Source organism: Sphingobium agri (assembly GCF_023051225.1).
Lineage (GTDB): Bacteria > Pseudomonadota > Alphaproteobacteria > Sphingomonadales > Sphingomonadaceae > Sphingobium > Sphingobium agri.
Window position 1 is genome coordinate 165,071 of sequence record NZ_JALKHS010000010.1, and the last position, 11,667, is coordinate 176,737.

9 protein-coding genes are annotated in these 11,667 nt (G+C 58.2%); 1 reads left to right on the plus strand and 8 read right to left on the minus strand.

The window, feature by feature from the left end; genetic code table 11:
- Positions 1-23: 23 nt before the first annotated feature.
- From MU848_RS13460 to MU848_RS13495, 8 genes are all read right to left on the minus strand, one after another.
- On the minus strand, positions 24-995 hold the full coding sequence (locus MU848_RS13460) for a PDR/VanB family oxidoreductase (RefSeq protein WP_247233163.1): 972 nt from the start codon (positions 993-995) through the stop codon (positions 24-26).
- A gap of 215 nt (positions 996-1,210) precedes the next feature.
- Positions 1,211-2,011, minus strand: a complete 801-nt coding sequence (locus MU848_RS13465; RefSeq protein ID WP_247233165.1) for an MOSC domain-containing protein — start codon at positions 2,009-2,011, stop codon at positions 1,211-1,213.
- A gap of 32 nt (positions 2,012-2,043) precedes the next feature.
- Positions 2,044-2,778, minus strand: coding sequence for an SDR family oxidoreductase (locus MU848_RS13470; RefSeq protein WP_247233167.1), 735 nt, complete (start codon positions 2,776-2,778; stop codon positions 2,044-2,046).
- A 39-nt stretch (positions 2,779-2,817) separates the two neighbouring features.
- Entirely contained in the window at positions 2,818-3,585 is a 768-nt protein-coding gene (locus MU848_RS13475) for an SDR family NAD(P)-dependent oxidoreductase (RefSeq protein ID WP_247233182.1), read from the minus strand.
- 37 nt (positions 3,586-3,622) lie between these two features.
- Positions 3,623-4,861 (minus strand): cytochrome P450, encoded by a 1,239-nt coding sequence (locus MU848_RS13480; protein ID WP_247233191.1) that lies wholly within the window; start codon positions 4,859-4,861, stop codon positions 3,623-3,625.
- 149 nt (positions 4,862-5,010) lie between these two features.
- Positions 5,011-5,418, minus strand: a complete 408-nt coding sequence (locus tag MU848_RS13485; RefSeq protein ID WP_247233193.1) for a nuclear transport factor 2 family protein — start codon at positions 5,416-5,418, stop codon at positions 5,011-5,013.
- A gap of 145 nt (positions 5,419-5,563) precedes the next feature.
- On the minus strand, positions 5,564-7,201 hold the full coding sequence (locus MU848_RS13490; protein ID WP_247233195.1) for a carboxylesterase/lipase family protein: 1,638 nt from the start codon (positions 7,199-7,201) through the stop codon (positions 5,564-5,566).
- Between the two features lie 136 nt (positions 7,202-7,337).
- Positions 7,338-9,497, minus strand: a complete 2,160-nt coding sequence (locus MU848_RS13495; protein WP_247233197.1) for a TonB-dependent receptor — start codon at positions 9,495-9,497, stop codon at positions 7,338-7,340.
- A gap of 670 nt (positions 9,498-10,167) precedes the next feature.
- Here MU848_RS13495 and MU848_RS13500 point away from each other — a divergent pair.
- Positions 10,168-11,655 (plus strand): class I adenylate-forming enzyme family protein, encoded by a 1,488-nt coding sequence (locus MU848_RS13500; protein WP_247233205.1) that lies wholly within the window; start codon positions 10,168-10,170, stop codon positions 11,653-11,655.
- Positions 11,656-11,667 lie beyond the last annotated feature (12 nt).

The following is an 11,667-nucleotide window of genomic DNA, read 5'->3' on the forward strand; positions in this document are numbered from 1 at the left end:
ACGACACCGACATGCTGCGACCGTCACAAATCCAGCACAAGCCGCTCGCCGGTGCGGCTGCGCGATACGCAAATCATGATCCGGCTGTTCTGTGCCTTCTCATCCTCGGACAGGACGGAATCGCGATGGTCGGCTGGTCCAGAAATGAGGGCCGTTTCGCAGCTGCCACATACACCTTCCCGGCAGGAGCAGAGAACGTCGAGGCCCGCATCCTCCAGCACCTCCATGATCGATTCACCAGGCGTGACGGTATAAACTTGACCGCTGCTCGCCAGTTCGACCTCGAACGGGCCGTCGAAGGAGGGCTGCTCCAGCGGCTTGGCAGAAAAGCGCTCCAGATGGAGAGCGCCGCTCGGCCAGTTCCCGCATTTGCCTTCCACCGCGGAAAGCAGCGGCTCAGGGCCGCAGCAATAGACGAGCGCGCTGGTATCCGGGTGATCGAGGAGAGACGCCAGGTCGATATGACCAACCTCGTTAAAAGGCTGCACCGAAACGGCAGGACCGCGACCGGAAAGCTCTTCCATAAAGGCCATTGATCCACGCGAGCGGCCGCCATAGGCCAATGTCCAGTCCGCCCCCGCAGCATCGGCGGCTGCGATCATGGGCAGGATCGGCGTGATGCCGATGCCGCCCGCGATGAAGATGTAGCGCCCACTCGGCTCCAGCTTGAAATGGTTGCGGGGGCCGACGACGTGGACCGTCATGCCCTCCTTCAGCACATCATGAATGAAAGCGCTCCCACCCCGGCTTTCCGGCTCGCGCAGCACGCCAATCGTCCAGCGCTTGCGATCCGATGGCGACCCGCACAGCGAATATTGCCGGATCATCCCGTTAGCGAGTTCCAGGTCGATATGCGCACCCGGCTCCCACGCTGGCAGGTCAGCACCATCGCTCGATCCCAATTCCAGTACGACCACGCCTTCGGCCGCCACACGCCGCGACAGGATGACGAGGTCAAGCTTGGACTCGCCCAAATGCGGGTTTCCGGTGGTCATTCCTACAATCCTCACACCCTCATCGTCCAGCTACGCAAAGAGTCGTCCCTCCCCTGGGTCGCGATGGAAACCAGAAGACTTTGACCGGCGGTTACCCTCGCCTTTTGCAAACCTCTATGAAGAGGAGTGGGATATCCGGCCTGATCGGCAATGGCTCTTTGGCGCATGACAATATTAATTAACGATCGTTCTTATAGCAACGCACATAAGCGCCGTCAATGCGGCCTGTCCGTAAGTTGCACCTGATCTCCCCGCTGTACGATACCGGGCTCGAGTACCTCGGCATAGGCGGCAAAAGCAGGCGTGCAGTAGTGCGGCATGAGCCCATCGGGCAGCTGAACGCGGTTTCGGAACTTACCCAAAGCGGGAACGACCGCCATGTCATTTTCGCCTGTTTCCGGATCACACTGAGTCACCACGCAACGCGGCACTCCGCTACGCACGCGCAGCAACGCGTCGCCGATCCTCAAGGTGCAGCCTTCCCAGCTGTCCTCCGCAAAGGGCTGGTCATGATCGATCACCAAATTCGCCCGGAATCGTCGTGCATCTACGGCTTGTCCCAGTTTTTCGGACAGGATGCGGAGTGAGGCCGTGGTGAAGAGGGTGATCGGCAGGACATCTATACCGCCACCGGCCCGGACGCTGCGGACCATGCGCACGGGTCGGCCGACATGCTCGGTTAGAATCTGGTTCCAATTCCCATCAATATCACGGACATTGATCGTCCGCATACCCATATAATCCAGCGCCATGGTTGCGCTGCTCCCTGCTCCGCTGCCTTCGACGGTGCGGCCGTCGGGGAAGGTCAGAGTCAGCCGCGCGCTCGTCGGATCGAAAGAGAAGGCGAGCGGCGCGAACAGCCCATGATGATGAGGCGGCATTGGCGCACCATGCTGGTCGAGCAGGATGAACTCCCTGTCGCCGTCGATGCCGTGCATCTCAATACGCGCGGTGTCCACGCTCAGGAACCGGGTGCATTTGACGAAGGTCATGCCGATGTCCTTGACCTTCATCATGCCCCTACTTTCGTTCCCGTCTACCGGTCGTATCAATATGCAGTGAAACCGCCATCGATTACATGCTCCGCACCGGTGATATAAAGGGATTCATCGGATGCCAGGAACAGCGCAAGATGGGCGATCTCCTCCGCGCTGGCGTTGCGCTTGAGCGGCACATCCTCCACCGAATAGTCATTGCACTGTATCATGGGCGTATTCGTATTGCCGGGATGGATGCTGTTCACGCGGATTTTTCCGTCCGCAAGGTCCAACGCCGCTGCCTTTGTCATGCCACGCACAGCCCATTTCGCTGCCGTGTAAGCGAAGGTCTGGGGATAGCCAACTATGCCCGCGGTCGAGGAAATGTTGATGATCGATCCGCCGCCATCCCTGCGCATGGATGGCGCGACGGCGCGCATGCCCAGATAAACACCAAACTGCATGACATCGGTCAGGAGGCGATATTCCTCCGGCGTCGTGTATTCGAGCGACGATTCCTTCAAGATACCAGCGCAGTTCACGAGGATGCTGAGGGGACCAAATTGCCGCTCGACCTCATTGACGGCGCTGTTCCAATCTCCCTCCGACCGCACGTCCAGCGGCATGAAGCGCGCCTGTAGGCCTAGCCTTTCCTCCAGCGCCTTACCGCGACTGGCGTCCATGTCGGCAATGACGACCGACGCCCCCTCCCGCACGAACCGGGTGGCGATGGCCTCTCCCATACCGCTTGCGCCGCCGGTGATCAGCGCGACCTTCCCATCGACGCGGCCGCTTTGCATGCTCATCTTTCGTTCGTCGTTCCGGATCTTACATTGACCAACCAGCTATAGTGCCGTGTAGCCTCCATCCGCCAAGATAGACGCGCCGAAGAGATTGGAAGAATCGTCGCTGGCCAGAAACAGAACGACTTTCGCCACTTCCAGCGGATCGGCAACCGTCCCACGAGGAAGGTTCCATTGCTGGGAAAATTCCGGGATAGTCTGGCCCGCCTTTTCGGCCGCCGCGCGCACCATAGGCGTCAGCATCGGCCCGGGGCACACACAGTTGATGCGAATGTTCTTCTTCGCATATTCAACGGCGCCCTGCTTCGTCAGCATCAGCACCGCGCCCTTGGTGGTCGCATAGTCGCTCGATCCCGCCTCTGCGACGAAGCAATTGATAGACCCGCAATTGACGATGGTGCCGCCGCCCTGTTTCAGCATTTGCTGGATGCCATATTTCATGCCCAGGAAAACGCCCTTGACGTTCACCTGGTAGACACGGTCGAAATCCTCTTCGGAAATATCCGCGAGCGGCGGCTGTTCGAACCAGATGGCGGCATTATTGTAGAGGATGTCGAGTCGGCCGAACCGATCGACGGCCGCCTGCACCATATTCTGGACATCGGCCGACTTGCTGACATCCGCCTTCACGAACAGCGCTTCTCCGCCAATCGCCTCGATATCGGCGACGGCTTCCGCACCATCGGCAAGATCGCTGATCACGACCTTGGCCCCTTCCCGCGCGAAAAGGAGAGAGGTCACCCGGCCCAAGCCAGCACTTCCGCCGGTAATCAACGCTACTTTTCCGTCCAGTCTGCCCATCTTCGTCATTACCTTTTTGCGTTGATCGTTTTGCCGGAGAGCGACCTCAGTTCACGTCCCATTCGAGTTCGAGCGCGTCAGCCGAACCGATGATGCCGCTCCGCGTGACGAACTTGAACCCTGGTTTCATACGGAATCGAGGGATGCGCTTCAGCCATTCCTCCAGCAGGATCATCACTTCGATCCGCGCAAGATGCATCCCGGCGCAAACATGCGCGCCCGCGCCAAAAGTGCTGTGCGACTTCCTCTTGCGGTTGAAGTCCACCTTCATCGGGCACTCATTCTCTCGATCATCAATGCCGTGCATCGTTGTGGGTGCAAGCACCATGTCGCCCGCCTTCAGCAGGACGCCATCATATTCGATGTCCTTCGCGACCATTCGCCCCTCGTTCACGAGCGGAAAGCGCCGGAACAGCTCCTCGCTTACCATCGCCAGACGATCGGCATTCTTGTGTATCTCTTCCACCACCTCCGGATGCTGGGCGAGATGAGCGAAGCATACCGGAATGAAGTTCAGTACCGTGTCGAGCCCGCCCAGCAGTACGATCGTGATCAGGCGGTTCTTCTCATCCGTGGTCAGCGACCGCCCATCAACTGTGGCATGAGCAATTCCGCTGATGATGTCGCTACCGGGATTGGCAGTGCGCTCCGCTAGGACAGGCGCGATGTAATCATACAGCGCCTTCTTCCCCCGGACTAGGCTATCGGCCATTTCTTCGGCTGTGCCTTCGGGTTTCATCATCATTGCCACATAACGGAGCAGCTTGTCGGCATCTTCATAAGGCAGCTTGGTGAGCGCGAGGAACATCTTGATCGGGAATATGTTCGCCAGTTGCGATTTCAGTTCGCAATGCCCATCGGCGGCGAACGCTTCGATCAGTTCGATCGACAAAGCCCGGATCTCAGGCTCCATCGCCATGATCTTGTCACGACCCATGTAGCGGTTCAGTATCTGACGGTAGGGCGTATGTTCAGGCGGGTTCAACATGGACGGCAGACCGTCCCATTCCGCACCCATCGTCTTGGGGATGAAGAAAATCTCGCTGGTGAAACGGGTGTAATCCTTCAACACTTCCGAGACTGTGCTGCCGCGCGTGGCGATCCAGTGGCCCTCATTGTGCGGGGTCCAGATGATGTCCGGCACGCCGGGTTCCTGCAGCGTTCGCCAAATATCATAATAATCTTTTTCACCATTGCCCGCGGGGTTGTACATGTCGAAGTCGTAGATCCGTTCCCGTGGAATATGATCGGGTACATCGAACTGCTTCAGACTCGCCTCGTCCATCACTTCCATGATCGCTGCTCCACCTCGCCCTGTTGCAATTATATTAATTAACGGTTGTTCGTATGTCAAGAAGCGGTCAGTGGATGCTGTGGCCACATCACGCTATTTCAGCTGCAGCACCTGCTCGACTTCCCACGCGCGTTCACCCTTCACGACCAGAAATCGTCGATGGCACCCTGGTCGCCGTCATACATACGACAGCTGGTAATCTTGTCGCCGCGAATGGTGTAGACGACCAGCTTGTTCGTATCGATCTCCCCCTTTCCGTCGCGCACCATCTTTTCATAGATGTTCACGACACAGCCATCATCGCCCGACAGGATGACTTCCGGGTTGGATGTAACCGTCCAGCGGTTGTTGGTCATTTCGAGCAACGGCTGCACCCAACGCTTGTTGAAATCTGCCGGACTGTCGAATTTTCCAGCCAGTTTGCTGTGGCCGGCCTGGAAGAAAAACATGTCGTCAGACCAATAGCTCTGCGCCGTCTCGATATCGCCGCGTTCCCAGCAATCGAGATAGTCGTTGATCAATTTGCGGTTGAATTCAGCCTTGCTCATAGGGACCTCATCAGCACGAAAGATGAAATATGGATTTGATAATGAACGATTGTTCCTTTAACAAAGCTACGCATGGCCATGCCCGTCAGTCAATGTTCCTGCGATGACGTTGGCGTCCAGCATCGGGCAAGCCCAGAGCCCATGTTCAAGCATCATACAACAGGGCAATGACTTCAGCAGGAAGAGGACCCTCGTCCACCAAAGGCCGGGTATCGAACCGCATGAACGAGCGGCTGGTAAGGGAATATGGTCCCCAGTCCGGCACCGTCGGGTTGCCCGGATTCCCGGTTTTGGCAAAAGCGATCCAGCTGTCCATCATGGCATCGCGAACGGCATGCCATTGCTCGCTGCGGTAGCGCTTGCTCCGTTCCGCAACGGCATCCGATTTCGCTTCAATGATCGTCGGCAAATCCTGCGTGCCGAACACAAAGCCCACATCAGCTCCATGGAAGGCCCAGAATTTACCCGCGATCGGTTCTTCCCAATCGAAGCGATAATAATAGACTGGCGCGGCGCCGAGAGCGGCTTTCATGTCCGCCTGACGCACTGCATTGGCTCCCATCCAGATGGCGGTTCCGGCCGCGACCATCAGGTGCTGCAAATCAGCACCGGGCATCTGATCGCGCAAGGCCTGGACCAAGGCTTTCAGCCGCAGCCGACCAAGATCATGCATCGGCGCAAGTTCAGCCAGAAGCTCCTCGTCGTTCGACGGGTTCGGCAAGGCCCCGTTCACAGACATCAGCCACACTGCTTCGTCACGCGTGGTGCCCACCAGGAGCGGCACATCCGCCCACAGAGCCATCGCCCGCGGGTCGCGCGGCTGATAGGGCAGCAGAGTTCCATCCTGAACCGGCGCCATCGGCAACAGGCCGATGTCTCCCTTCAGCACGTCGCCCTTGAAGAATTCGGCATAGGCGACCTTCAGCCGGGCCGCAGGCACATCGGCCAGAGCGCGCGGGTTGTCTGGATCGATCCCGGCCAGCACGCAAAGATCGTGCACCTCCTTTCGGGCCATGTCATTCGTCCGGAATCGCGGGGCTGAACAGCTCTGCACGATCGCGCGCTGAAACAGCCCTTTCGCACAAGGCGTGGAAAGCAAGGCGGTGACCTTGCCGCCGCCGCCAGATTCCCCGAAGATCGTCACCTGATCAGCATCGCCGCCGAAAACCGCGATGTTCCGCCGAATCCAGCGCAGTGCTTCCACCAGATCTCGATGACCGGGATTACCAACGCCTTCATATTCAGGAACCAAGGCGCCAAGATTGAGATAACCGAAGACGTTGAGCCGGTGGTTCACCGTAACGACGATGACTCCGCCTCTTTCCGCCAGGGCAGAACCATCATAGGCTGGCAGACCGCCTGAACCCCACCAATAGCCGCCACCGTGAATCCAGACCATGACGGGCGCATTCCGCGCGTCCTTCGGCGCCCATATATTGAGCTTCAGGCAATCCTCACTCTCTGGCTGGGCGTCCTGCCATGCGGGGGGATCAGGATTATTCTGATAGCAGGGCGACCCGCAGGCAAACGCATCTCGCACGCCATTCCACGGCTTCACTGAAACAGGCGCTTGGAAACGCCGATGAGTGGTGTCCTCTCCATAGGCGACACCCTTGAAGATGGCGAGCTTTGCGGTTTCATAGCCACGCAACGTGCCTTCGACCGTCTTGACCAGGCGCCGGGCAACCGTAGCCGCGTTTCCCGCTGAACTTGCCAGCAACCCCTGCCCCATGAACAAAGCGCTCGTACCTGCCGTCACAAAACGACGCCGATCAAGGTTCATTGCGGTTTCCTGAGACGCACAACAATGTCCGATGCCATTCTCTACCCCGGTCACGATCTCTCGTCTCAGCTATCTGCATGCCAGCCTGCATTCTTGGTGGAAGGCCGGCGGCTGGCAGCCACCGGCTCCAATCATCTCAGAAATCCTTACGGAACCCGACGCCATAGGTACGCGGCGGAGCAAAGGAACCAAGAGCCAGCCCCGTCCAACTATTGTCGTAGGCAAAGGCTTTGCGGTTCACGTCCGTAAAGTTGCGGACGAAGCCGTACAGTTCCCATCCCTGATCTTCACGACCAAAGCTGATGCGCGCGTTGTGCATCCAGCTGGACGGCAATGTGGTCACAGGCGATACGATCAGGTTGGCTTTGCTTTCCGACTGATAGTCAAAATCATATTGCAAGCCGAGTTGATAGATGCCGATGTCGAAGGTCTTCGTGACAAGGCCGTTCAGGGACCATTTGGGTGCCTTGACTGGCCTGACATCGACAACGCCTCCGGGGGTCACGATGTCCTTCACCTTCGCGTCCAGATAGGCTGCGCCCAGGGAGATATTCAAACCCTCTATCGGGTTCGCGAATATTTCAAGCTCACCGCCCGCATAATAGGCGTCATTGTTCGATACGGTGGAGATCAGACCATTGTAGTTGAATGCCTGATAACCGGTATAGTCATAATAGAAAGCACTCGCACGAATATTGGCCTTGCCGTCGAAAACGCGCAACTTGGCGCCGCCTTCATAGGCAACCACCGTCTCGTTTCCGAAGGGAACTGCCGAATAGTCGACCGTTACGCCATCGGGCTGGAGACCGAGCGTGCCGTCAGCCGTGGCATTGAAGCCACCAGCACGAATGCCACGGCTGACCCCCGCATAAAGCAGCAGATTGTTGTCGGGTTCATAGCTGAGCTGGAACTTGCCGGTCCAGTCTCCTCGGCTCTGCCTGTTTGAGCTGCCCCATGCCGCTGCCGATTGGGCATTGAAATTCCAATATTGATCAGCAGATGTGCCAGTGTAGTTAGGGTCCTGCGGCCCAAGCGCAACCTGAGAATTGAACACTTTGCGGTCATGGGTGTAGCGTCCCCCGACGGTAACCTTCACCGACGGCAGAATTTCATATTCGATCTGGCCAAAAGCGGCGTAAGAGCGTGTGCGCTGCTGATATGTGTTGATGGCGTCGAAAATGCCAATCAGGATGAAATCCGTATAATAGGAACCTTTGAGGTCGAGGAAATAGCCGCCTACTGTCCAATTCAATGGACCTGCATCGCCCGACAGCCGCAATTCCTGGGAAAATTGGCGAGTGTAACCACCGCTTCCGAAATTGAAGATGTTATTGGGCGTACCGTCCGAATCCTCGAGATAATCGATGTCCGACTTGGTATAATTGCTGATCGACGTCAGCGTCGCACCGCCGACCGACCCTTGCAGCTTCAGCGTTCCATAATAGGTCTGCTTTTTCAGGAAACCGACATCGTTGAACGACCCTTCGGTTCCGTCACTACTGGGGTCGCGATATCCGAACGGATCATTGCCGGCGCCCGTACCGTAGATATCGACATTGGCGGGGACGAACTGTGTAACCCCATTGGCATCCACATAGACCGGGTAGGATTTGTAGACGCCCTCCCGATGCCTCGGACTCTTGTTCAGCGACCCCGTCACGATCGCTTTCCAGTCAGAACCGATGTCGAAAGCAAGCTTCCCGCGTATGCCGAAGCTGTTGGATTCGAAACTGTCCTTGCCGCTCGGATTATTGTTCTTGAACCATCCGTTACCGATCTGTCCAAAGCCCGCGAGACGGAACGAAACGCCATCGGCTATGGGGCCGCCGACAGCGCCTTCGACTCGGCCTGTGGAAAAACTGCTATATTCGGTATTGAAATAGCCGTCCCAATCCTTGGTGGGGTCTTTGGTCACGAACTGAAGCAGGCCGCCAGTGGAATTACGGCCGAAAAGCGTTCCCTGCGGCCCGCGAAGCGCTTCCGCGCGCGCAAGGTCATAGACCGGAAAGGCGACCATCGACGGCGTCGGAACATAGACCTCGTCAAGATAGACCGCGTTGGGCGCTTCCTGATGCTCCGAATAGTCGACTTGCGACACGCCGCGTATCGTAACAAAGGCATTGAGCCCACCGCCACTGCCGCTGTCGAATTCCAGCGCGGGGACCTGGCGGGCTATGTCGGATGCGGTCGCGACCCCCAGTTTGGACAGTTCGTCGCCCGACAGCGCCGTGATGGCGATGCCGACCTTCTGGATCGATTGCTCACGCCGTTGTGCGGTCACGATGATCTCACCCATGCTCTCACGGGCTTGTGGCTCAGGCGCCTGCGCATAGGACGGGCTGACCATGACAAGCGATAGGCATCCGCCCGCAAGAAGACCGGCGCGATACGCCTGTCGCCATATGGACCTCCGGCCGCGCCTGACGCGAGAGATGCCACCGAGTCGATCGCGCGCGTTCGACGTAAGTTTGTCCGATATTTTCATGATTCCCCCCCGTCCTCTCTGTAAAGATCTGCTGGAGTGACAAGAATATTAATGAACGGTTGTTCGTATGTCAAGCCTATTGGCTGATATGCGTCTTCGCGTCATCGTGGGAGCCCTGTCGAAGAAGACAGCGGATGATCTTATCCCGCAGAACAGGCCGTCCTCGCAGCGCAGGAAGGATGGGACTGGAGGACTGGTGAACGCCGTCCGTTGTAGGCATGTAGTCGAGCCATCCTGACAGGTGTCCAGCGGGCGCGCGATCCGCACGCGACGACAAAGATCATTTGCCGTCGCTGGGGGAGTAACGATATGGATAGTGGCAAAAGAAACGTTACGCCGATCTTTGCAGCCAACGGACAAGCCATCTCAGGCCGCCTGCGTCGATCGATAGGCCTATATAGCGAGAGGAAGTGGCGCAATAGCGATGATCCTATCTGATGCCGTCAGCCGGACGGATCATTCCAGAGAGAGTCCGCCCCCGATGCGCAAACCCGAACGCCTTTGGGACAGTCTCTATCACTGGGCTGAGCATGGTTTCGATCGGACTGCGGTCAGGCACGGATCGAGGCTGCTGACCTTCGCCCAACTGACGAAGGAAGCGGAGTGCCGAGCGCAATGGCTCATGGATCTCGGCGTGGCTGCGGGCGACCGAGTCATTGTCGTGGGCTACAACAGCATTGACTGGGTGGTCGCTTATCTCGGCATCATGCGCTTGGGGGCCATCGCAGTTCTCGTCAACAACCGGATTTCGCCCAAGCAGATGGCGGACTGCGCTTCGCTGTTGGAGGCGAAGCTCGCCCTGGCGGACATCAAGCATCAATATATGTTCGGGATCGCCGACGTGCCGCTCCACGTGCTGGAAGCATGGGAACGCCCGCCTCGACTGTCTCTTCCCGCTCTTCCCGCCGCCGACGACCCAGCGGTTATAAGCTTCACATCGGGTACGACGGGGCTGCCAAAAGGCGCGGTATTGAGCGCACGAGCCATAGTTGAGGCATCGGCCACCTATCAGCGATTTTTGAACACCGGCCCGGACGACAACACGATCGTCCTTTCGCCGCTATTCCACAATACCGGCTTTATCGATCAATTGGGGCACATGCTGATCGTCGGTGGCGAGACGGTGCTGGTGTCAGAATTTCATCGCAAAGACGCGATCGAGGCTTTCCGCCTGTCGCCCTCCACCTTCGTCACCGCTGTTCCCAGCGTGCTGCGGATGTTGATGCTGATGGACGAGAGCGATCTGATATTCGGACCTGCCCGCCTTGTCGTGTTCGGTGGATCACCGATGCCCCCGGCCTGGTCGCGTGAACTTGATGACCGCTGGCCTCATCTGGAACTAGTTCACGGCTATGGTCTGACCGAGTTCGGATCCGCCTGCACGTTTCTCCCGCCTGCACTTATTCATAACCATGGTGCATCGGTCGGTTTCCCCGCGCCAGGCGTGAGAATGCGGCTGGTCGACGATCAGGACAGGGATGTGCCGACGGGCGCGGTTGGCGAGATATGGGTCGCGGGTCCGACGCGCATGTTGGGCTACTGGCGCTGTCCGGCTGAAACCGCGCGAAAGACCCGCGGCGAATGGTTACGGACCGGGGACCTGGGAAAGATGGATCAGAATGGGCTGCTTTATCTCAGCGGCCGGGTTGACGACATCATCAATCGCGGCGGCGAGAAGATCCTGCCTTCCCACGTCGAGTGCCTGCTGTCGGAATGTCGCGGCGTCGCCAACTGCACGATCGTTGGCATGCCTGATCCAGTGCTGAACCAAGTGCCCGTCGCTGTCGTGGAATGTCGGGAGGGTCAGGAATTCAGTTGCAATGACGCTGTGGCTCATCTGACGGCTAACCTGCCCTGCTATGCCGTTCCCAAAAACTATGTCATTGTGGATCGCCTGCCGCGAATGGCCTCGGGCAAGATCGATCGCACGGCCGCCCTTGCCCTCGCGATTGCCCGAAGCGGACAATGAGCGCTGCCGATC

Bases quoted from the DNA above. Each gene is read 5' to 3' on its own strand.
- MU848_RS13490 (WP_247233195.1), bottom strand. From the start codon at position 7,201: ATGAACCTTGATCGGCGTCGTTTTGTGACGGCAGGTACGAGCGCTTTG.
- MU848_RS13480 (WP_247233191.1), bottom strand. From the start codon at position 4,861: ATGGACGAGGCGAGTCTGAAGCAGTTCGATGTACCCGATCATATTCCA.
- MU848_RS13465 (WP_247233165.1), bottom strand. From the start codon at position 2,011: ATGATGAAGGTCAAGGACATCGGCATGACCTTCGTCAAATGCACCCGG.
- MU848_RS13500 (WP_247233205.1), top strand. From the start codon at position 10,168: ATGCGCAAACCCGAACGCCTTTGGGACAGTCTCTATCACTGGGCTGAG.
- MU848_RS13495 (WP_247233197.1), bottom strand. From the start codon at position 9,497: ATGGGTGAGATCATCGTGACCGCACAACGGCGTGAGCAATCGATCCAG.
- MU848_RS13470 (WP_247233167.1), bottom strand. From the start codon at position 2,778: ATGAGCATGCAAAGCGGCCGCGTCGATGGGAAGGTCGCGCTGATCACC.
- MU848_RS13475 (WP_247233182.1), bottom strand. From the start codon at position 3,585: ATGACGAAGATGGGCAGACTGGACGGAAAAGTAGCGTTGATTACCGGC.
- MU848_RS13460 (WP_247233163.1), bottom strand. From the start codon at position 995: ATGACCACCGGAAACCCGCATTTGGGCGAGTCCAAGCTTGACCTCGTC.
- MU848_RS13485 (WP_247233193.1), bottom strand. From the start codon at position 5,418: ATGAGCAAGGCTGAATTCAACCGCAAATTGATCAACGACTATCTCGAT.